This is a genomic window from Mycobacterium sp. 852002-51613_SCH5001154 (genome assembly GCF_001667425.1).
Lineage (GTDB): Bacteria > Actinomycetota > Actinomycetes > Mycobacteriales > Mycobacteriaceae > Mycobacterium.
In genome coordinates this window covers 25,344-46,146 of the sequence record NZ_LZII01000040.1, presented here as the reverse complement: position 1 = coordinate 46,146, position 20,803 = coordinate 25,344, and the positions used below count along the sequence as shown (strand labels likewise).

Below are 20,803 nucleotides of genomic sequence, written 5' to 3'. Positions count from 1 at the left end.
CCGCGATGCATGACTCGCAGTATGGACCCGGCACTGGCGGGTTCGGCCTGGTCAGCGCGGGCGTCATTGCGTCGCTCATATTGCTTGCATGGGCGGCGATTTGGGTCGCTCGGCACGGACCCCGGTTACGGACGCTCGCAGGGCGGGTGTCCAACTCGGCCGTAATCGACAAAACGCTGACCTGGGTCCGTGACCGGATCAGCGACCGGGGGTGGATGCCGGCGCGTCGGTGGCCGACGGGCGAGGTCGCCGGTGTCGCGTTGCTGCTCGGACTGGTCGTGGTGGTGGCGTTGGCGGTCGGCTTCACCGAAGTGCTCGAGGACGTGCTCGAGGGCGACGGCATCGCCGGGATCGACCGACCGGTGACTCGGTGGCTTGCGGCCCACCGTGACCTGTGGCTGACCGCCGCTCTGCGGGCGATCACGGTCGCGGGCGGACCGCTTTTTCTGACTGCGCTCGCCTTTCCGATTTCCGTTGCCGCGGGTTGGCGGTGCAGGTCATGGCGGCCCGTGGTGCTTGCTCTGGTTGGCGGCGGCGCGGTTCCGCTGGTGCTCTTCACCGCCAAAGCCTTGGTCGGTCGACAACGCCCGCCCCTGCCTTTCGCTCTCATCGACGCGGACGGGTATTCGTTTCCCTCCGGACACGCGACCGGCACCGCGGCGATCATGGTCATCTCCGCGTGGATGCTGACCCGCTGGCTGATCCTGTGGTGGACCGGGCGCGTGATCGTATGGGCCGTGGCGATCGGCTCGGTCTTCCTGATCGGGTTCTCGCGCGTCTATCTGGGAGTTCATTACGTCAGCGATGTGCTCTCCGGGTGGATGCTGGGCACGGCCTGGGCCGGCACCGTCGTGCTCGTCGGAGCCTGGTGGGACAACTCGCGGCGCGCACGCGGCCGGGTGGGCGCCAGACAACCGGAGCTCTGAGCAGCCGCGACTCAGGCTAGGCACTTGCTGAGATACGGCGGCACAGGAGTGCCGGGATCCAGATCCCCGGCCGGCACCGGCTCCCCGGCCGCCACGCTCAGCGGCACCACCCCCGCCCAGTGCGGCAGCGCGTGATCCTCCGGATCGTCGACCGGGGCACCGGTACGCACCTTGGCCGATACCTCCACGAGGTCGAGCGCGAGTACCCCGGTGGCGGCCAGCTCGCGCGCGTTCGGGGCTCGGCAATCGGCGGCGCGGCCGGGCGCGATGTGCTCGAGCAGGCCGGCGAGCGCCTGCAGTTGCTCCGCCTCGTCGTCGACGACGCGCGCGGCGCCCAGCACCACCACCGAGCGGAAGTTCACCGAATGGTGCATGGCGGCACGGGCCAGCACCAGCCCGTCGACCAGGGTGACGGTGACGCACACCGGCAGGCCCGACGGCGCCGCCCGGGCCGCCAGCAGCGGGCCGCTCCCGGTGGACCCGTGCAGGTAGAGCGTCTCGCCCAGGCGGGCATGCGTGGTGGGCAGAACCACCGGCCGGCCGGCACTGAGGTAGCCCAGGTGGCAGACCAGCGCCTCGTCCAGGATCTGGTGCACGCTTTCCCGGTCGTAGCGCGCGCGCTCCCGGTAGCGGGTGGGCGTGGTGCGCGGCGTCGGCTCGTATCCGGTTTGCATAGCGTAGACCTTTGTTCTAGTACATAATAAATAGTGTGCCAGTACAAAGCAGCATAACCGGAACGGGTGCGGAGTCCATAGCCGCCAGCATCGAAGCCGCCATCTCGGCGGGCTCACTGGCGCCCGGCGATGCGCTGCCGCCCGTGCGCGACCTGGCCGGTCAGCTCGGCGTGAACGCCAACACCGCCGCCGCGGCCTACCGCCTGCTGCGGCATCGCGGGGCCGTGGAAACCGCCGGCCGGCGCGGTACCCGGGTGCGGCACCGCCCCGCGACCACCCCCCGCTCCCTGCTCGCGCTCGACGTCCCCGCTGGCGTGCGTGACCTGTCGACCGGTAACCCGGACCCGGCCCTGCTGCCCCTTGCGGGCGCCACGCTGCCCGGTCCGGTTGCCGGCCGCCCGGTGCTGTACGGCGAGCCGGCCATGTCGGCCGCCCTGTCGGAGTTCGCGCGGGCCGCGCTGTCCGCCGACGGCGTACCGTCCGATCACCTCGCGGTCACGAGCGGAGCGCTCGATGGAATCGAGCGCGTCCTGACCGCGCATCTGCGTCCCGGGGACCGGGTCGCGGTGGAGGACCCGGGCTGGGCCAACCTGCTCGATCTCCTTGCAGCCCTGGGCCTTTCGGCCGAGCCGGTCCGGGTCGACGACGACGGGCCACTGGCCGACGACCTGGCGCGGACCCTGGACCGCGGGGTGCGCGGCCTGATCATCACCAATCGCGCCCAGAACCCGACGGGTGCGGCGCTGTCCGCCGATCGCGCCGCCGCGCTACGGCCACTGTTGGCGCAGCGGGCCGACGATCTGCTGCTCGTCGAAGACGATCACTGCGCGGGCATCTCCGGCGCGCCGCTGCGCACGCTGGCCGGCGTGACCGAGCATTGGGCATTCGTGCGATCCGCGTCCAAGGCCTATGGACCCGACCTGCGGGTGGCCGTCCTCGCGGGTGACCATCGCACCGTCGAGCGCGTGCACGGCCGACTGCGGCTCGGTCCGGGCTGGGTGAGCCACCTGCTGCAGGATCTGGCCGTCAGCCTGTGGTCGGACCGGGCGGCCGCGCGCCTCGTCGGCACGGCCGAGCGGCAATACGCCGACTCCCGCCGCCGGCTCTGCGCCGCCCTGGCCCAGCGTGACGTCGCCGCCCACGCGCGCTCCGGCCTCAACGTATGGATTCCCGTGCCCGACGAGACGGTCGCGATCACCCGGCTGCTGCGCGCGGGCTGGGCCGCGGCGCCGGGCACGCGGTTCCGGATCCGCACGCCGGCGGGCATCCGCGTCACCATCGCCGACCTACGAGCCGACGAGATCGACCCCCTGGCGGACGCGATCGCCGAGGCGGTGCACGGCTCGGGCCGCCCCAGCGTCTAGCGGGGCGTCAACGCCCCTCGCCGCCAGCGCTGCCCAGGCCCGGGCCCGTCCACAACAGCGCCACGCTGCGCGCCGGCGGCGTTTCATCGATCACGACGAGCGGAGCCGGCACCGGCTTCTTCTTCTTGAGCAAGCCGATCCACCGGCTCAGCGATTCATTCATGGGCGAATCATCGGCGGCCGCGCGGCCGGCCGCGCACCGTCATCCACAGGCTTACGCCCGCTCGCGCACCGCCAGGATGGCGAACGAATGGCCGTCCAGCACGGTGCTGTCGGCATCGACCGCGGGATCACCCCAGGCCAGCACCACGTCGCCGGCGACGGGCACCTTCGTCGCCTCGGCGCCGAGGTTGCACACGATGCGCAGCCGGCCGCGCGACACGCTGATCCAGCGTTGTTCCTCGTCGTAGTCCACCGCGAGGTGCTCCAGCCACGCGTCGGCCAGGTCGGGGTCGCTGTGCCGCAACGCGATCAGGTCGCGGTAGAGCCGGTGCAACCGGCCGTGTTCGCCGGAGTCGACCTCGTCCCAGTCGAGTTTCGAGCGCTGGAACGTCTCCGGGTCTTGCGGGTCGGGGATGTCGTCGGCGTTCCAGCCGTGTTCGGCGAACTCCGCCTTGCGCCCTTCCGCGGTGGCCTTGGCCAGCTCCGGCTCGGGATGCGAGCTGAAGAACTGGAACGGGGTGGACGCCGCGTACTCCTCACCCATGAAAAGCATTGCGGTGAAGGGTGTCCCGAGCACGAGCGCCGCCTTGATCGCCAGCTGGCCGCCGGTCAGGTTCTGCGACGGGCGGTCCCCGAGGGCCCGGTTGCCTACCTGGTCATGGGTGCAGGTGTAAGCGACCAGCCGGGTGGCGGGAATGGAACCCGTGTCCAGCGGGCGTCCGTGCCGGCGGTGCCGAAACGACGAATAGGTGGCGGCGTGAAAGTAGCCGTGCCGCAGCGTCTGGGCGAGGGTCGCCAGCGACCCGAAGTCCGCGTAATAACCCTGGCGTTCACCGGACACCGCCGTGTGGATGGCGTGGTGGATGTCGTCGGCCCACTGCGCCGTCAGCCCGTAACCGCCGCGGTCGCGCGGGGTGATCAATCGTGGGTCGTTGAGGTCGCTCTCGGCGATCAGCGACAGCGGACGGCCCAATTGGTCTGCCAGCCAGTCCGTTTCGGTTGCCAGCTCCTCGAGGATATGGAAGGCGGTGGTGTCCACCAGCGCGTGCACGGCGTCCAGGCGCAGGCCGTCGGCGTGGAAGTCACGCATCCAGCGCAGCGCGCAGCCGATGATATAGCGGCGCACCTCGTCGGAGTCCGCGTCGGCGATGTTGATGCCTTCGCCCCACGGGTTGCTCGCCGACGACAGGTAGGGGCCGAATTTGGGCAGGTAATTGCCCGACGGACCGAGGTGGTTGAACACCGCGTCGATGAGTACCCCCAGGCCGCGCGCGTGGCAGGCGTCGACGAACCGGACCAAACCGTCGGGACCGCCGTAGGGCTCGTGCACGCTGTACCAGAGCACGCCGTCGTATCCCCAGCCATGCGTCCCGGCAAAGGAATTCACGGGCATCAGCTCGACGAAGTCGACCCCGAGGTCCACCAGGTAGTCGAGCTTGTCGATGGCGGAGTCAAAGGTGCCGGCGCCGGTAAAGGTACCCAGGTGCATCTCGTAGATCACCGCGCCCTCGACCGGCCTGCCTTGCCAGTCGCCGTCGGTCCAACGAGCGCCGGCCGGGTCCCACAGCTGCGAGCGGGCGTGCACGCCGTCGGGCTGCCGGGCCGAGCGCGGGTCGGGCAGCACAGTGGGATCGTCGTCGAGCAGGAAGCCGTAGCGGGCGTCCGGTGCCGCGTCGACGTTCGCGTGCCACCAGCCGTCATCCGCGCGCGTCATCGCGTGCACCTGGCCCTCGACATCGAGCCGGACCAGCTCCGGTTTGGGTGCCCAGACCCGGAATTCAGTCATGGTGGCGCTCCAGCAAGACGACGGGCAGGTCGGCGAACAATTGCGCCGCCGAGGTCGGCCCGTCCGCGATGGCCCCCGTGAGCGTGTCCTTCCACGTTCCCTCGGGCAGCGGCAGCACCGTATTGCCCCAGCCGGACTCGGTCAGCCGCACGGTCCAGCGGGTGACCGCGACCAGGACGTCGTCGCCCCGGCGGAACGCCAGCACGTGCTCGGCCGCGTCGCCGCTGGCCAGCACGGGGACGTAGTCGCCGTGCAGGAAGCTGTCCGGGTGGGAGCGTCGCACCCGAAGCGCCGTCGTGACGACCCGAATCTTGGGGTGCTCCAACGCCTTCAGGGCGGCCCGCCGGGCGGTGTAGTCGACGGCCCTGCGGTTGTCCGGGTCGACGAGGCTGTCGTCCCAGAGTTCGGTGCCCTGGTAGACGTCCGGTATCCCGGGCACGGTCAGGGCCAGGAGCTTCTGGCCCAGCGCGTCGCTGGCGGCGTGCGGGTTGAGCTGGCTGACCAGTTTGGTCAGCTGACCGGCCACCGGTCCGTCGAACACGGTGTCCAGCCATCGGTGCACCGCGTCCTCGAACTCGGCGTCCGGATCGTTCCACGAGGTGTGCCAGGCCGCTTCCCGGATGGCCTTCTCGGCGTAGCCATGCAACCGCTCGCGCAGCTCCGGGCTGACCTCGCCACTGACCGGCCAGACGCCGAAGATGTTCTGCCACAGGAACTGTCCGGTCGCCGGATCCGGGGAGGGCACGTCGGCCTCCCAGCGGTCGACGAACTCAGCCCACAGCGACGGGACCTGCGAGAGCACCCCGATCCGGGCGCGCACGTCCTCGCCCCGTTTGGTGTCGTGGGTGGTCAGGGTCGTCATCGTCTGCGGCCACAAGCGGGCACGGTCGGCCGCGCTCTGGTGGAACTCCGCCGCGCCGACGCCAAAACGATGCGGTTCGCCACCCACCTCGTTGAGCGACACCAGCCGGGCGTCGCGGTAGAAATAGCAGTCCTCGACGGATTTGGCGGTGACGGCTCCGCAGAGCTGCTGCAGGCGGGTGGCCGGTTCGCCGCCGCGGGCCAGCGCCGCCGCGAGCACCTGCAGCGCGGGCCCCAATTCCGGTGACTCCGACTGGGTTTCGGCCAGCGCGTTAGGCATGATCGCCGACAGGCTTGGGTAATCGCAGCGGTAGACGCCGATATGGGTGAGCAGCGCGGCGACCGCCGCGGGCAGCTGCGGATGATCGGCGCCGGCCGCCGCCACGATGCTGCGGCGCAGCCGCCCCAGCTCGCTTGCCAACGTGTCGGTGGCCGCGCGGATCTTGAGTTCCGCCAACATCTCCGGCGCCGCCCCGTAGTCCAGCCCCGCCGACTCGACCAGCTCGGTCAGGGCCGGGGCGCCATTCGGGTCGACGAAGACGCCGCCGATCTCCCGCAGCACGTCGTAACCGGTGGTGCCGCCGATGGGCAGGGTGGGTTCCAGCGCCTCGTCGACCGCGACGATCTTCTCGATCACGATCCACGTCTGCGGTCCAACCGATTCGCGCAGCCACGCCAAATAGCCGCAGGGGTCTGACAATCCGTCGGGGTGGTCGATGCGCACGCCGTCGACGAGTCCTTCGGCGGCCCACCGGGCCACCTCGGCGTGGGTGGCGTCGAACACGCCGCGATCTTCCTGGCGCAGTCCGGCCAGCGAGGTGATCGAGAAGAAACGCCGGTAGCCGCAGACGCCGTTGCGCCAGCCCACCAGCCGGTAATGCTGGCGGTCGTGCACCTCGGGCCCGGTGCCCTCGCCGGAACCGGGCGCGATCGGCAGCGCCAGGTCGCCCAACCGGAGCAGGTCCCCGTCGACGTGCAAGTCGGCGGCGTCGTCGTCGGAACCCAGGATGGGCAGCACGATCCGGCCGTCCTCGTCGAGGTCCCAGTCGATGTCGAAATATGTTGCGTAGTCGGACGAACGGCCGTGCCGCAGGACGTCCCACCACCACGCGTTCTGTTGGGGCTGGTCGATCCCCACGTGATTGGGCACGATGTCGACGATCAGGCCGATGCCGCGCTCTCGCGCCGCCTCGGACAGCCGCGCCAGCCCGTCTCGGCCGCCGAGTTCGGGCGAGACCGTCGTCGGGTCGGTGACGTCGTAGCCGTGGTTCGACCCGGTGGCGGCGGTCATGATCGGGGACAGGTATAGGTGCGAGACCCCGAGTTCGTCCAGGTAGTCCAGTAGGTTTTCCGCGTCGGCGAAGGTGAACGCGAACCCGCTGGCCTCACCACGCAGCTGCAGCCGGTAGGTCGACAGTATGGGAAAGGCCATGCGTCAGAAGGTCTTACGTAATACCAGAAGCGAGCGTCCGGGCAGCGAGACTTTCTCTTCGGCCTTCACCAGCTGGTCGGCGTCACCGCCCGGATGGTTGGTGTCCAGTTCCACGGTCCACTCCTGCGCATAGTCGTCGTTCGGCATCACGAACTCCACGGGTTCTTCGCCGGCGTTGAAGCACAACAGGAATGAGTCATCGACGACCCGTTCACCGCGTGCGTTGGGTGCCGTGATGGCCTCACCATTGAGGAACACCGCCACACACTTGTGAATGCTCTCGCCCCAATCCTCGTGCGTCATTTCGCGGCTGCTCGGATTCAGCCAGGCGATGTCACGCACTTCCTCGCCGGTTCGGATCGGCTCACCTTCGAAGAACCGGCGGCGGCGGAACACCGGATGGTGCTTGCGCAGCGTGGTCACCTTGCGCGCGAACGCCAGCAGGTCCGAATTCTTGTCCGCCAACGACCAATCCATCCAAGACAATTCAGAGTCCTGGCAGTACACGTTGTTGTTGCCGTCCTGCGTGCGGCCCAGCTCGTCGCCGTGGGCGATCATCGGCGTGCCCTGGCTGAGCATCAGGGTCGCCCAGAAGTTGCGCATCTGGCGGCAGCGCAGCTCCATGATCTCCGGGTCGTCGGTGGGTCCCTCGACGCCGCAGTTCCACGAGCGGTTGTGGCTCTCCCCGTCCCGGTTGTCTTCGCCGTTGGCCAGGTTGTGCTTTTCGTTGTAGGACACCAGGTCGTTGAGCGTGAACCCGTCGTGGGCGGTGACGAAGTTGATGCTGGCGCTGGGGCGCCGGCCGGTCGCCTCATACAGGTCCGACGACCCGGTCAGCCGGGACGCGAACTCGCCAAGGGTTGCGGGCTCGCCCCGCCAGTAGTCACGCACAGTATCGCGATACTTCCCGTTCCACTCGGTCCACAAACCCGGGAAATTTCCCACCTGATAGCCGCCCTCGCCGACGTCCCACGGTTCGGCGATCAATTTGACCTGGCTGACGATCGGATCCTGCTGCACCAAATCGAAGAACGCGCTCAATCGGTCGACGTCGTGCAGCTCGCGTGCGAGTGTGGCGGCCAGATCGAAGCGGAAGCCGTCGACGTGCATCTCGGTCACCCAGTAGCGCAGCGAATCCATGATGAGTTGCAGCACGTGCGGGTGGCGCGGGTTGAGGCTGTTGCCGGTGCCGGTGTAGTCCTTGTACAACCGCAGGTCCGTGTCCACGAGCCGGTAGTACGCCGCGTTGTCGATGCCGCGGAAGTTGATGGTCGGCCCCAGGTGGTTGCCCTCGGCGGTGTGGTTGTACACCACGTCGAGGATGACCTCGATGTTGGCTTCGTGGAAGCTGCGCACCATGGATTTGAACTCCGCGACGCTGGAGTTGCGGTTGGACGCGTACTGGTTGTGCGGCGCGAAATACCCGAAAGTGTTGTAGCCCCAGTAGTTTCGCAAGCCCAGGTCCAGCAGCCGCGAGTCGTGCATGAACTGGTGCACCGGCATGAGCTCCAGCGCGGTGACGTTGAGCGACTTGAGGTGATCGATGACCAGGGGGTGGGCCAGGCCGGCGTAGGTGCCGCGAAGTTCCTCGGGGATGCCGGGGTGGGTCTGCGTCATGCCCTTCACGTGGGCCTCGTAGATCACCGTTTCGTGGTAGGGGGTGAGCGGCGACCGGTCGGAGCCCCAGTCGAAGAAGGGATTGCTCACCACGCTGGTCATGGTGTGGCCCAGCGAGTCGACCATCGGGGGAGTCCCGGGGTCGGCGTCATCGGCGTTGGGATCGTCGAGGTGGACCGCATTCAGGTCGTAGGAGAACAGCGCCTGGCCGAAGGTGAAGTCGCCGTGGAAGGCCTTGCCGTACGGGTCGAGCAGCAGCTTGCTCGGGTCGCACCGATGGCCGGCCGACGGATCGAAGGGCCCGTACACCCGGAAGCCGTAGCGCTGGCCCGGGGTGATGTTCGGCAGATAGGCATGCCAGACAAAGCCGTCAACCTCGTCGAGGGCGATCCGCGACTCCGCTCCGGCATGGTCGATCAGGCACAACTCGACCTTCTCGGCTATCTCGGAGAACAACGAGAAGTTGGTCCCCGCGCCGTCATAGGAAGCTCCGAGCGGATAGGGGGTCCCCGGCCACACGGTGGCCAGTTTCGGCTGATGGTTACCAGTAACGCCTGTTTCTGAAGCGTATTTGTCGGTCGGCACCTTCTGACCTTATCCGCGCTCGGCGGTGTCGGGGCGCGTCACCACCAACCGGTGCCGGCAGCTATCTGGCGGCCCAATTCCCCTGCCATGGTCCGCACGTAAGTGGGGGTGAGGTGGTGGGCGCCGTGGTAGATCAGCACGTTTCCCTCGACCGGGCGGCACACGTCGGCACGACAGATCGCGTCGGACATGTCGAGCACCTTCAGCAGCGGGAACTGGGTGACGAAGTCGAGGGTTTGATTGCGGTCGGACAACACGTCGGAACGCTTGATCGCGCACGACTGGGGGTTGCCGTTCTTTTTGGCGAGGCAATCCGCCGGGTCGAACGGCTGGCCGTTCTTCACCAGCCACGGGGTGTCCCGCATGCCGAGGATCGGAATGTTGTTGTCGGAGAACCTCTGCCAGATTCCGATGTAGGTCGCGGGCATCACGTCGCCGGGCTTGATGTTCCACGGCCGGGTGGTCGTGGTGAACACGTAGTCGGGATGGTCGGCAATGACCTTGGTCATCGTCTGTTCCACCCACTCCCGGCACTGCGGGTAGGCGGCGTTGTTGCCCATGATCAACGGGACTTCCTCGGTGGACAACGGACAGCCCATCTTGAGGTACGTCACCACCTTGAAGTGGTGCAGCTGGCCGAGCAGGCTCAGCGCGGGCAGCCAGTGTTCGGCGTGGGACCCACCCGCCAGTGCGATGGTGCGGTCGGCGGCCACGTCGCCGTAGGTGCAAACGACCACCGCCGGGTTGACGAAGTCGCTGATGCAACCGTCGCGGGTGGAGGACGGCAGGTCTTCCTTGACCTCCAGCACGCTGGGCCGCATCGGCAACGCCGGCACCCGCACGCGTTCGGTCAGGGCGCGCGCGCCCGGATAGTCCTGCGGGTTGAGCACGCTGAGCTCCTTGCCCGCGGCGCGCAGGACGGTGACGTGCTGGCGCCACGTGAACGACGTCGCGGTCAGCGTCGCGCCGAGCAGCACGATCGCGGTTCCCAGCGCCATCGTGGGCCTGGGCAGGCGCGCCAGCCACGCGGGTGCGGGCGCCGGTGATTTCCCGGAGGCGCGGTAGCGCAGTGGGTCCTCGACGAGCCGGGTGGTCAGGTAGGCGAGCAGGCCCGACACCAGCAGCACGGTCGTGCCTTCGACGAAGTTGGCGTGCTTGTGCCCGGTGAAGGACAGCCAGAAGATCAGCAGCGGCCAGTGCCACAGGTAGAGCGAATACGCCATCGCGCCCAACGCGACGAGCGGCCCGGCCGCCAGCAGGCGATTCGGCAGCGGCAGCCGGTCCCCGGGATGACGCTGCAGGTTCGCCCCGGCCAGGATCATCAGCATGGTGGCCCCGACGGGCACCAGGGCCCACGGTCCGGGAAACTCCTTCACGCCGTCGATCAGGGCGCCGCAGGACACGATCGCCGCCAGCGCGACGGTGGCCAACACCGTCCGCAACCACATCGGCCAGCGGATGGCCGGAACCACCGCGCCGACCAGCGCCCCGAGTAGCAATTCCCAGGCCCGCCCGAAGCTGTTGTAGTAGGCGGCGGCCTGGTCGTCCTGATGCGCCACGATCGCGTACACGAACGACGCCACCGTCAGCGCCGTCAACAGCACCAGGAACAGGGTGCGCAGGTGGGCGCCCAACGGACGCCGGAAGAAGAAGGCGCAGCCGGCGATCAACAGCAGGAAGCCGACGTAGAACTGACCCTGCACCGACATGGACCAGATGTGCTGCAAGGGGCTGACGGCTTCGCCCGCCCGCAGGTAGTCCGACGCGGTGTTGGCCAGCTCCCAGTTCTGGTAGTAGCCGAGGCTGGCGAGGCTTTGGTCGGCGAAGGTCTCCCAGCGGGTCTCCGGTTGCACCAGGATGGTCAGCACCGCGCACCCGGCCAGCACCACGACCAGAGCGGGGACCAGCCGGCGGACCAGCCGGATCACCTCGGCAACCGGCGACAGGGTGAGGGCGGGATTGAGCGCCGCGCGAATGATTTTGCCGCCGAAGAAGAATCCGGACAGCGCCAAGAACACGTCGACCCCGCCCGAGACGCGGCCGAACCAGACATGGAACACGGCGACCAGCGCGATCGCGATACCCCGCAACCCGTCGAGGTCGTAGCGGTAGAACCCCGCGTTACGCGTTCCCGTAGCGACCGTTTCCTCGGTCGCGATCGGCAGGGGAGGCGTGGACAGGGTCGACATGATCGACCGCTAATTTACCGAAAACCGCCACCCGCTCCCGTTTAGGAGCAGGTGGCGGCGGTCGATAGTCCCGCAAGCCCCGGGAAATTACCGGGGGGGGCCTGCGGCCGGGGGCAGGAACGGCGATTGCTGGGGCGGCAACAGCTGCACGGGGGCCTGTTGCGGCGGCACTTGCTGCGTCGGCAGCTGCGGGAGCGGGGCCAGCGGGGCCTGTTGCGCCGGGAGTTGCTGCCGCGGCGCTTGCTGCACCGGGGCCAGCGCGGACTGCTGCTGCAACGGCGCTTGCTGCACCGGCGCTTGCTGCACCGGCGCCGGCTGCACCGGTCCCGGCTGGGCCGGAGCCTGCGGCAGCGGGGCCTGCTGCTGGGCGGGCAGTTGCTGTAGCGGGGCCTGCTGCGATGGGGCTTGCGCCGGCGCTTGCTGCGCGGGCAGTTGCTGCACCGGGGGCTGCTGCAGCGGGGCTTGCTGCGCCGGCGCCTGCGTCGGCACCTGCTGAGGCAGTTGCTGGGCCGGCGCCGGCTGGACCCCGAGGACCCGGACCAGGTAGGGAGCCATGCCGTTGGCTCGCACCGGCGAAACCTGGACGACGTCGCCCACCTCGAGCATCTGGTTGTTCCCCAGGTACATCGCGACGCTCTGCGTGCCTTCGGGTCCGTAGAAGATCAGGTCACCCTTTTGCGCCTGCTGCGGCAGCACCTTCTGACCGACCTTGTACATCGCCCCGGACGAACGCGGCAGCTTGATGCCCGCGCCGGCGTAGGCGTATTGCATCAGGCCCGAGGCGTCGAACCCGACGGTGTTGATGCCCGAACCGGTGCCGCGGGTGGGACCGTTGATGCCCCCGCCGGCCCAGGAGAACGGCACGCCGCGCTGCGACAGCCCGCGCGCGATCACCACGTCGGTGGCCTGCTGGTAGTCCATCGGCCGGACGCCCGGGTCGGCGGATGCGACCGCGGGGGCGGCCAGCGGGGCCGCCAGCATCGCCAGACCGATCGCGATGGCGTAGATGCGTTTCATTGTTCTTGGCCTCTCCGGCGCTCAGTGGCTTCAGCGCGGTGACTTCACGCGTCCGCCGCCGATCCATGCCCTGGGCGAGGACCCCGACGTTGGGGCCGGCGCCGCCGCATGACACTTGCGGATGTGACAGCGGGCACGACACCCCCGTTTTCACATCAGTCACTGCAACCACTCTGACAACAGAAGGTGTTAGCCGCCAGGCCCCGGCGGGATTATTTGTCGTACCGTGACCGGACGGTGACTGCGCGGCACGAATCCCGTATGCGCAGTTGTGATTTCGGTCTCAGTCGGGCCCATGTGGACCAACCGCGGCGGCGGTGCGCCTAGAGCCAATAGCGTTCGCTGAAGGTGGTCAACAGGGAGCCGACGACCGAGCTGACCATGACCAGCGTGAGGGCCAGAACCGGCCAGAAGGACATGTACCAGCCCTTCAGCATGGAAACGAGGGGGCCGACGACCGCTGCGGCGATCGCCGCGCCGATACCGCCCCACACCACCGGACGGATGTAGTAGTCGATGCCGAAGGGCACCGGCCCGCAGGTCTCGTCGGCGCACACGTGCTCGAGGAAGCCGAACAGGCGGTCCGGCCAGGTCGTCGCGGTGGCCAGGACGACGAGGACCACCAGCAGCGCGACGGTGGAAACGACGTCCCACGGGGCCAGCCGCACGCGAATGACCCGCGGCGCTTCGTCGTCGTAGTCGACCAGCGGGGAATTGGCTTTCGCGGTCGGAGACGCGCCCGCGGCGGGGTTACCGGGCGATTGCGGCGTGGCCATCGGATCCCATGCTCCCCGATGGGCGGACTTTGTGCGACTCGGCTGCTTTACCCTCGATCACTATGCCTGCGGCGAGGGCCGGGTTGACGCCCGAGCAGATCAGCGCGATCGACGCCGCGCATCTGTGGCACCCGTACAGCACCATCGGCGGCGAGGCGGTCGCGCCGGTGGTGGCCGTGGCGGCGCGCGGCGCCTGGCTGACCCTGATCCGTGACGGCCGGCCCATCCAGGCGCTGGACGCGATGAGTTCCTGGTGGACCGCGATCCACGGGCACGGCCACCCCGTCCTGGACGCGGCGCTGACCACGCAGCTGGGCGTGATGAACCATGTCATGTTCGGCGGGCTCACCCACGAACCGGCCGCCCGGCTGGCGCAGCTGCTGGTGGACATCACCCCGGCGGGGCTCGACACCGTTTTCTTCAGCGACTCCGGCTCGGTGTCCGTCGAGGTAGCCGTCAAGATGGCGCTGCAGTACTGGCGCAGCCGCGGCCGGCCCGGCAAGCACCGGCTGATGACGTGGCGGGGCGGCTACCACGGGGACACCTTCACGCCGATGAGCGTCTGCGACCCCGACGGCGGCATGCACTCGCTGTGGACCGACATCCTGGCCCGCCAGGTGTTCGCCCCGCAGGTGCCGCGCGACTACGACGCCGGCTACAGCGCGGCGTTCGAGCAGCAACTCGCCCGGCACGCCGGGGAACTGGCGGCCGTCATCGTCGAGCCGGTGGTGCAGGGCGCGGGTGGGATGCGCTTCCACGACCCCCGCTACCTGCGCGACCTCCGCGAGCTGTGCCGGCGGCACGACGTGCTGTTGATCTTCGACGAGATCGCCACCGGCTTCGGCCGCACCGGCGAGCTGTTCGCCGCCGACCACGCCGGGGTGAGCCCCGACATCATGTGCGTCGGCAAGGCGTTGACCGGCGGGTACGTCACCCTGGCGGCCACCCTGTGCAGCACCGACATCGCGCACACCATCAGCACCGGCGAGGCCGGCGCGCTCATGCACGGGCCCACCTTCATGGCCAATCCGCTGGCCTGCGCGGTGTCGGTGGCCAGCGTCGAGGTGCTGCTCGGCCAGGACTGGCGCGCACGGGTCAAGGAAATAGCCGGCGGCCTGGCGGCCGGGCTCGAACCCGCCCGGGCGCTGCCGGGCGTGACCGACGTGCGGGTGTGCGGCGCGATCGGCGTCATCGAGTGCGCCGGTCCGGTCGACCTGGCCGTCGCCACCCCGGCGGCCATGGATCGGGGCGTCTGGCTGCGCCCGTTCCGGAACCTCGTCTACGCGATGCCGCCCTACATCTGCTCGGACGCCGAGATCGCCCAGATCACCTCGGCGATGGTCGAGGTCGCGCGCCTCGTTGGCTAGCAGCGGCGACCCCGAGCGCCCGGCTTCGCCGCGCTGACGATCGCCACTAGGCTGATCCCCGATGAGGGCACCGATCGATACTTCCCCGCTGGCCTGGCTCGACGCGGTGGAAAGTGAGCGTCGCGAGGCCGGGCTGCGCCGGTCGTTGCGGCCGCGGCCCGCCGTCGCCACCGAGCTGGACTTGGCGTCCAACGACTACCTCGGGCTGTCCCAGCACCCCGACGTGATCGAGGGCGGCGTCGCGGCGCTGCGCATGTGGGGCGCCGGCTCCACCGGTTCCCGCTTGGTCACCGGCGACACCGAACTGCACCAGCAATTCGAGTCCGAGCTCGCCGAATACGTCGGCGCCGCATCGGGATTGCTGTTCTCGTCGGGATACGCGGCCAACCTGGGCGCGGTCGTCGGCCTGTCGGGCCGGGGCGCGTTGCTGGTGTCCGACGCGCTTTCGCACGCCTCGCTGGTCGACGCCTGCCGGCTGTCGCGGTCCCGGGTGGTGGTCACGCCGCATCGCGACATCGATGCCGTGGAGACCGCCCTCGCCGCACGCGACGAGGGGCGCGCCGTCGTCATCACCGAGTCGGTGTTCAGCGCCGACGGCGCCTTGGCACCGCTGCGGGAGCTGCACGAGGTCTGTCGCCGGCACCGCGCGCTGCTGATCGTCGACGAGGCCCACGGCCTGGGCGTGCGCGGGGGAGGGCGCGGGCTGCTGCACGAGCTCGGGCTGGCGGGCGCCCCCGACGTGGTGCTCACCACGACGCTGTCCAAGGCGCTGGGCAGTCAGGGCGGAGTGGTGCTCGGGCCCGCGGCCGTGCGGGCCCACCTGATCGACGCGGCACGCACGTTCATCTTCGACACTGGCCTGGCGCCTGCGGCGGTCGGCGCCGCGCGGGCCGCGCTGAGCGTGCTGCGGGCCGAACCGTGGCGACCCGAGGCGGTGTTGCGGCACGCCCGGATCCTGGCCGAGGTGTGCGACGTGCCCGAGATCCCGCAGTCGGCGGTGGTGTCGGTGGTCCTGGGGAACCCGGAGGTGGCCCTGGCCGCCGCGACCGCCTGCCTGGACGCCGGCGTGAAGGTGGGCTGCTTCCGGCCCCCGACCGTGCCGGCCGGGACCTCCCGGCTGCGGCTGACCGCGCGCGCGTCACTGGATTCCGCCGAACTCGAGATCGCCCGGCGGGTGCTCACGGACGTGCTTGCTGTGACGCGCCGTTGACCGTCCTGGTCGTCACGGGGACGGGAACCGGGGTCGGCAAGACCATCGTCACCGCCGCGCTGGCCTGTCACGCGCGTCAGGCAGGCATCGACGTGGCGGTATGCAAACCGGTCCAGACCGGCACCGACACCGGCGACGACGACCTTGCCGAGGTCGCCCGGTTGTCCGGCGTGACCGAGTTGGCCGGGCTGGCCCGCTACCCGCAACCGCTGGCACCGGCCGCCGCCGCCGAGCTGGCCGGCGCCGCGCTGCCCACCGGCGACCACGTGCTGCGGCTCATCGCCGGCCTGGACCGCCCGGGCCGGCTTACGCTGGTCGAAGGGGCCGGCGGGCTGCTCGTCGAGCTCGCCGCCGCGGGCGTCACCCTGCGCGATCTGGCCGTCGAGACGGGTGCCGCGGCGCTGGTCGCGGTGACCGCGGAATTGGGCACCCTTAACCACACCGCGCTGACGCTGGAATCGCTTGCCGCCCATGATGTCCCGTGCGCAGGGCTGGTCATCGGCAGCTGGCCGGCGCGCCCCGGGCCGGTCGAGACTTCGAATCGCTCCGCCCTGGACCGGCTGGGTCCGGTGCGGGCCGCGCTGCCGGCGGGGGCCGGATCGATGGACGCCGCGCGGTTCGCGGCCATGAGCGCCGCGGCGTTCGACCGCGACTGGGTCACCGCGCTGGTCGGCTGATGGTGCATTCCATCGAGCTGCTCTTCGACGGCGACACCGAGGCGACGATCCGCGGGCTTTGGGACGCGCTGGCCGGCGCCGGGATTCCCAGTCAGGCGCCGGCCGGGCGGCCGCACGTCACGCTCGCGGTGGCCGACCGCATCGCCGAGGAGGCCGACGCCGCGCTCCGGCCGCTGACCGACCGGCTGCCGCTGGGCTGCGCCGTCGGCGCGTCGTTGCTGCTCGGGCGGTCCAACGCGATCCTGGCCCGGCTCATCGTCCCGACGGCGGAGCTGCTGGATTTCCACGCGGAGGTGCACCGGCGGTGCGGCGAGCACCTGGCCCCCGCGCCGGCCCCCACCAGCCTGCCCGGCCAGTGGACGCCGCACGTCACGCTGGCCCGGCGCGTCGGCGGACCGGCGCTGGGCCGGGCGCTGCGGATCGCGGGGCGGCCCACCCTCGTCGAGGGGAGCTTCGCCGGTTTGCGGCACTGGAACGGCGAGAAGAAGGTCGACTACCTGATCGGCTAGCCGCCGAACAGCAGGTACAGGCCGGTGAAGGTGTAGCCGACCATGACCAGCATCATGGTCAGCTGGCCGGTGAGCTGATGGCCGCTCGGCAGCAGCCGCAGGGCCTTGTCGTGGGCCGCGATCACCGCGACGATGTGGCCGGTGACCACGCAGGCCACCTTGATCCCGGCCAGCACCGGCGGGTGGGCGGACAACACGTAGGCCACCTGCTGGTGCGCCAAGCCCAGCAAATTCCAGCCGCGGCCGAACGGGTCGGCCAGCGCCAGCATGGCCTGCTGTCCGCGCTCGACGAGGTAGGTCAGGTAGTGGGCGAAGATGTAGCCCACCACGATCGGGATCAGGGAATGCGCCATCTGGCCGGGCAGGGCGCCCCGCTGCTCTCGGTCCACGCCGCCCGTTGCGCGCGCGGCGAGCGAAAAGGTAACCGCCACAACAGAAATGAACACCACCAGCCCGAGGGTGCGCAGCAGCGACGACGCCAGCGTCGGCGGCAGGCCGACGTCGTGAGACAGCCCGTCGGCGAAGCCGCGCCACGTCGGGGACGACGAGAAACTGTCGAACGCCGTGGACCCGAGCAACACCGCGAGCAGCACGACCACCCCGGGCCGCACCGGCAGCGACGGCAAATGGTCGAGCGGATTCCCGATGACAATGCTCCCGCTCTGCGGGTTGCGGCGAAACGGGGACAGGCGAGACACCGCCATGCTGTACACGCCGAACGGGTCGGCGCGGGCCAGCCAGCGCGGGCCACACAGCCAGGCGCCCGCCAACATGGCCACGGCATACCCACCCAGCCACGCGCGCACCCAGGGCAGCGACGCCGGGTTCGGGCTGGCCAGCTCCATCCAGACGAACGCGAACAGGCCCAGCGCGGCCGGCCGGTAGCCCCACCGTTCGGGATAGGGCCGCCGCGGTCGGTGCACGCGCTCGGGTGTGGCCCGTCGCAGCAACACGTAGACCGTCCGCATCGGGGAAATGACCCGCCAAACCGGCCCGATCGCCAGTGACACCGCCACCAACCCGACCCACAGGAGCACGTAAAACACGCCCAGCAGGGCATTGGTCTCCGACTGCGGGCCCCACACCCCGGCCGCCACCGCCCACGCGGCGAACACCAGCGCCAGCCCGGCGGCCGTCCACCGCGTCGCCGGGGCGTCAACCAGCGCGGTCACCGCCGCGGGCAGTGGGCGGCCGGGCTTGAGCGGATCGAACCGCGGCCGCCGCCAGGCGAAGGCGACCAGCGCGAAGGTGAACGTCAGGGCCCACGCCGCGCCGACCATCGCGTACATGTACGGCACCGGAAGGTCGCCGGATCCGCCGAGCCCGTGCGCGAGCACCACGGTCGCGCCGCCGCCGGTCACGGTTGGACTTGGACGGTCGCAATCGTGCGGTCCAGGTGGTGCAACTCCACCTCGACGTTGCCGGGCACGTCGGCGCTGAACTGGAACGTCTGGTTTGGCGCGGCCGCCACCTGGAACTTGTGGTCGGGCGTCGAGTGCACGTGCAGCTCGTCGGCGGCGTCACTGGTCACCTTCACCGTGATCGGCTGGTGCACCTTGGCCTGCAGGGCGGCATTGGTGGGAGTCACCTGCCCATTGGCGATGGTGACATCGATCGTCGGGCCCGCGCCGGCGGGCTGCGACTGGTTATGCGAACCGCCGCAAGCGATCAACGCCCACGCCAGCGCCGCCACCCACGCCGCGCTCAGGGTGCTACGGATCGTCATCGATCACGCCGCCTGGGGGGTGCCCGGCACGGTGTGCTTCTCTTCTTTCGGCCGCTTGGGCAGGGTGTCGTAGTTGTTGATCCGGCCGGCGCCCCAGGTCAAGGCGCTGATCACCATCAGCGTCAGGAACAGCACGACGATCCCCCCGGCGGTGAACAACCAGGCGGGCGCGCTCTGGTCGCGTTCGCGCTGCAGGATGGTGACCTCCAGGACGAACGGCCGCGTGCTGGTCGCGAGCGCGGGGACCTCGGGCGCCGGGATGGCGGCGTCGGCCGGCTCGTAGATCGGCACGGCCGTCATCGTGCGGCCGTCCTGCAGCCGCAACAGCGTCTTCCAGTCTCCCCACACCGGGACCGGCTGGGTGGACCGGTAGTGCCCCGGCCCGACCTTGGCGAGCTTGTCGATCATCAGGCCACGGTCGTTCTGCATCCGCCCCTGCCAGGACAGGATCGTCAGCCAGTCCGGGTGGTCGCTGACCATGGTCGTCGGGGAGATCATCACGTCGGCCGACACCATGCGTTGCCCCGCGGGGCTGGGGAGATCCGTCAACGTCACCGTGGCGGTGTTCTGGCCCGGCACGAGGATGTGCAGGCCGTTGGCCACCGCGATGCCGATCACCACCACCGCCGCCGCCACCACCGAGATGCCGACCCCGCGGCTTGGCAGGCGCCGGCCGGTGAGGACCAGGCCGAACAGCGCGCCGCAAACCCCGGTCAGCGCCGCGACGGGCACCGACATCGCCAGCGCCTCGCCCCACATGCTGGTCGGCCACGGGTAGTGGTACACGGCCCCGATCCACAGCGATTCCAGCCACAGCCCCACCGTGGCGACCGCGAGGCCGGAGACTGCGCCGAAGGCCACCGGACGCTTGATCAACGGGGTCAGCGCCACCAGCTCGACGACGAGGGCGGGACCCAGGTACAGCGGGAACCAGTTGATCGGGGCGCCCAGGATAGGGCCGACCAGCACCGCAACCGCACCGCGCAGCGCGATGGCGAACAGCGCCGCGATGATCGCGGCACCGCGTCCCATCGTCATGCGGGCGGCGACGGCCGCCAGCGCGGACGCCGCGGCAATCAGCATCGGCTGAAACACCAGCCGGAACTGCGGAACCCCGAAGTCGAACTCGATCTGGTAGACGGACAGGCCGATGAACAGCCCGCCGAAGGACAGGTAACGCAGGAAGGTGATGAAGGCGCCGTGGGTTACCTCGTCGGCGTCGTGCGCCTCGCCTTCCCGCTCCAGCATCAGCACCGAGAACAGCGAGAAACACGCACCGCCGATCATCATCAAATGCGTTGGGCCCCAGAGGGTTACGTCTTGCCCAAAGATGCGGTGCCAGATGTCGTCGAGCGGGAACCCGATCATCGCGTACATCCCGCAGCCCGCCATCAGCAGGCCGCCGACGGGCGCGTGCCAGTTGCGGGTGATGCGCACCGACGCGGGGCCCGGCTTGTCGAACGGCAGCACCACCGAGACCATGCCGGCGACGAAGATTCCGAACAGGCCGATGATGATGAAGTAGTGCGCAGGGTTGGCCAAGGGGCCGGGGTCGCGCCCATTGCCGATGTGCCAGCTGACGTCCCAGATGAATCCGAACAGCGCGCAGATGATGAACGTCGTGAAGATGAGGACCGGAAGCGCCACCCAATTGGGCCGGTGGAACTTCTCGCCCAGCTTGTCGGCGACCCGGGTCAACCACTCGATCCGATGGGTGCGGTGGGCATAACCGACCCACAGCATGACCGCGGCGATCACTACCGCCGCGACCGACAGTCCGATCACCTGGTTCAGGCCGGCGCCGCGCGCCGGTGCCTCGGCAACGAAAGTGAGTTCCGCCGATTTCATCGTCAAACCCTCCCAACAGCGCCCGACCGCCTGGCGGGCTGTGATCCAGCTCGCAGGAAGCGGAATGCCCAAATCGG

General features: G+C 69.8%; 16 protein-coding genes and 1 pseudogene. 6 read left to right on the top strand and 11 right to left on the bottom strand.

Features of this window, described 5'->3' with window-relative positions:
* The first annotated feature begins 5 nt into the window (after window positions 1–5).
* Window positions 6–926, top strand: a complete 921-nt coding sequence (locus A5750_RS10360) for a phosphatase PAP2 family protein (protein ID WP_067262571.1) — start codon at window positions 6–8, stop codon at window positions 924–926.
* 11 nt (window positions 927–937) lie between these two features.
* Here the strand turns inward: A5750_RS10360 and A5750_RS10355 are convergent, their stop codons facing one another.
* Window positions 938–1,600 carry a pyridoxamine 5'-phosphate oxidase family protein gene (locus A5750_RS10355; RefSeq protein WP_067262568.1) on the bottom strand — a complete coding sequence of 221 codons (663 nt, stop codon included), beginning with the start codon at window positions 1,598–1,600 and terminating at the stop codon, window positions 938–940.
* A 35-nt stretch (window positions 1,601–1,635) separates the two neighbouring features.
* Here A5750_RS10355 and A5750_RS10350 point away from each other — a divergent pair, with 35 nt between their 5' ends.
* Window positions 1,636–2,964 carry an aminotransferase class I/II-fold pyridoxal phosphate-dependent enzyme gene (locus A5750_RS10350; protein ID WP_067262566.1) on the top strand — a complete coding sequence of 443 codons (1,329 nt, stop codon included), beginning with the start codon at window positions 1,636–1,638 and terminating at the stop codon, window positions 2,962–2,964.
* Window positions 2,965–2,971: 7 nt separating this feature from the next.
* Here the strand turns inward: A5750_RS10350 and A5750_RS25800 are convergent, their stop codons facing one another.
* The 7 genes and pseudogenes from A5750_RS25800 to A5750_RS10320 form a co-directional block, all read right to left on the bottom strand.
* Entirely contained in the window at window positions 2,972–3,127 is a 156-nt protein-coding gene (locus tag A5750_RS25800; RefSeq protein ID WP_156659514.1) for a hypothetical protein, read from the bottom strand.
* A gap of 51 nt (window positions 3,128–3,178) precedes the next feature.
* On the bottom strand, window positions 3,179–4,912 hold the full coding sequence (gene treZ, locus A5750_RS10345; RefSeq protein WP_067262563.1) for a malto-oligosyltrehalose trehalohydrolase: 1,734 nt from the start codon (window positions 4,910–4,912) through the stop codon (window positions 3,179–3,181).
* Window positions 4,905–7,205, bottom strand: coding sequence for a malto-oligosyltrehalose synthase (gene treY, locus A5750_RS10340; protein ID WP_067262558.1), 2,301 nt, complete (start codon window positions 7,203–7,205; stop codon window positions 4,905–4,907). The genes treZ and treY overlap by 8 nt, the downstream gene beginning before the upstream one ends.
* A gap of 3 nt (window positions 7,206–7,208) precedes the next feature.
* On the bottom strand, window positions 7,209–9,407 hold the full coding sequence (gene glgX / locus A5750_RS10335) for a glycogen debranching protein GlgX (protein WP_066953253.1): 2,199 nt from the start codon (window positions 9,405–9,407) through the stop codon (window positions 7,209–7,211).
* Between the two features lie 38 nt (window positions 9,408–9,445).
* Entirely contained in the window at window positions 9,446–11,596 is a 2,151-nt protein-coding gene (locus A5750_RS10330) for an acyltransferase family protein (RefSeq protein ID WP_067262552.1), read from the bottom strand.
* Window positions 11,597–11,959: 363 nt separating this feature from the next.
* A pseudogene (gene ripD, locus A5750_RS10325) lies at window positions 11,960–12,613 on the bottom strand (NlpC/P60 family peptidoglycan-binding protein RipD); the annotation flags it as partial.
* 323 nt (window positions 12,614–12,936) lie between these two features.
* Entirely contained in the window at window positions 12,937–13,389 is a 453-nt protein-coding gene (locus tag A5750_RS10320; protein WP_066953247.1) for a hypothetical protein, read from the bottom strand.
* A gap of 62 nt (window positions 13,390–13,451) precedes the next feature.
* Here A5750_RS10320 and A5750_RS10315 point away from each other — a divergent pair, with 62 nt between their 5' ends.
* From A5750_RS10315 to A5750_RS10300, 4 genes are all read left to right on the top strand, one after another.
* Window positions 13,452–14,756 (top strand): adenosylmethionine--8-amino-7-oxononanoate transaminase, encoded by a 1,305-nt coding sequence (locus A5750_RS10315; protein WP_067262545.1) that lies wholly within the window; start codon window positions 13,452–13,454, stop codon window positions 14,754–14,756.
* A 61-nt stretch (window positions 14,757–14,817) separates the two neighbouring features.
* Window positions 14,818–15,966 carry an 8-amino-7-oxononanoate synthase gene (locus tag A5750_RS10310; protein WP_066953243.1) on the top strand — a complete coding sequence of 383 codons (1,149 nt, stop codon included), beginning with the start codon at window positions 14,818–14,820 and terminating at the stop codon, window positions 15,964–15,966.
* Window positions 15,963–16,643 (top strand): dethiobiotin synthase, encoded by a 681-nt coding sequence (gene bioD, locus A5750_RS10305; RefSeq protein WP_067262542.1) that lies wholly within the window; start codon window positions 15,963–15,965, stop codon window positions 16,641–16,643. Before A5750_RS10310 ends, bioD begins: the two co-directional genes overlap by 4 nt.
* Window positions 16,643–17,152, top strand: a complete 510-nt coding sequence (locus tag A5750_RS10300) for a 2'-5' RNA ligase family protein (protein ID WP_066953239.1) — start codon at window positions 16,643–16,645, stop codon at window positions 17,150–17,152. Before bioD ends, A5750_RS10300 begins: the two co-directional genes overlap by 1 nt.
* Here A5750_RS10300 and A5750_RS10295 read toward each other — a convergent pair.
* Genes A5750_RS10295 through A5750_RS10285 form a run of 3 tightly spaced genes read right to left on the bottom strand, consistent with a single transcriptional unit; the run spans window position 17,149 to window position 20,726 of the window.
* Window positions 17,149–18,513 (bottom strand): hypothetical protein, encoded by a 1,365-nt coding sequence (locus A5750_RS10295; protein ID WP_067262539.1) that lies wholly within the window; start codon window positions 18,511–18,513, stop codon window positions 17,149–17,151. The two genes, A5750_RS10300 and A5750_RS10295, sit on opposite strands and share 4 nt — an antisense overlap.
* On the bottom strand, window positions 18,510–18,878 hold the full coding sequence (locus A5750_RS10290) for a hypothetical protein (RefSeq protein ID WP_067262536.1): 369 nt from the start codon (window positions 18,876–18,878) through the stop codon (window positions 18,510–18,512). The genes A5750_RS10295 and A5750_RS10290 overlap by 4 nt, the downstream gene beginning before the upstream one ends.
* A gap of 3 nt (window positions 18,879–18,881) precedes the next feature.
* Window positions 18,882–20,726, bottom strand: a complete 1,845-nt coding sequence (locus tag A5750_RS10285) for a hypothetical protein (protein ID WP_067262532.1) — start codon at window positions 20,724–20,726, stop codon at window positions 18,882–18,884.
* Between the last annotated feature and the right edge of the window lie 77 nt (window positions 20,727–20,803).

Coding starts and splice junctions, on each gene's coding strand:
- A5750_RS10300 (WP_066953239.1), top strand. CDS start 16,643: ATGGTGCATTCCATCGAGCTGCTCTTCGACGGCGACACCGAGGCGACG.
- treY (WP_067262558.1), bottom strand. CDS start 7,205: ATGGCCTTTCCCATACTGTCGACCTACCGGCTGCAGCTGCGTGGTGAG.
- A5750_RS10355 (WP_067262568.1), bottom strand. CDS start 1,600: ATGCAAACCGGATACGAGCCGACGCCGCGCACCACGCCCACCCGCTAC.
- A5750_RS10310 (WP_066953243.1), top strand. CDS start 14,818: ATGAGGGCACCGATCGATACTTCCCCGCTGGCCTGGCTCGACGCGGTG.
- A5750_RS10290 (WP_067262536.1), bottom strand. CDS start 18,878: ATGACGATCCGTAGCACCCTGAGCGCGGCGTGGGTGGCGGCGCTGGCG.
- A5750_RS10320 (WP_066953247.1), bottom strand. CDS start 13,389: ATGGCCACGCCGCAATCGCCCGGTAACCCCGCCGCGGGCGCGTCTCCG.
- A5750_RS25800 (WP_156659514.1), bottom strand. CDS start 3,127: ATGAATGAATCGCTGAGCCGGTGGATCGGCTTGCTCAAGAAGAAGAAG.
- A5750_RS10330 (WP_067262552.1), bottom strand. CDS start 11,596: ATGTCGACCCTGTCCACGCCTCCCCTGCCGATCGCGACCGAGGAAACG.
- A5750_RS10315 (WP_067262545.1), top strand. CDS start 13,452: ATGCCTGCGGCGAGGGCCGGGTTGACGCCCGAGCAGATCAGCGCGATC.
- A5750_RS10285 (WP_067262532.1), bottom strand. CDS start 20,726: ATGAAATCGGCGGAACTCACTTTCGTTGCCGAGGCACCGGCGCGCGGC.
- treZ (WP_067262563.1), bottom strand. CDS start 4,912: ATGACTGAATTCCGGGTCTGGGCACCCAAACCGGAGCTGGTCCGGCTC.
- A5750_RS10360 (WP_067262571.1), top strand. CDS start 6: ATGCATGACTCGCAGTATGGACCCGGCACTGGCGGGTTCGGCCTGGTC.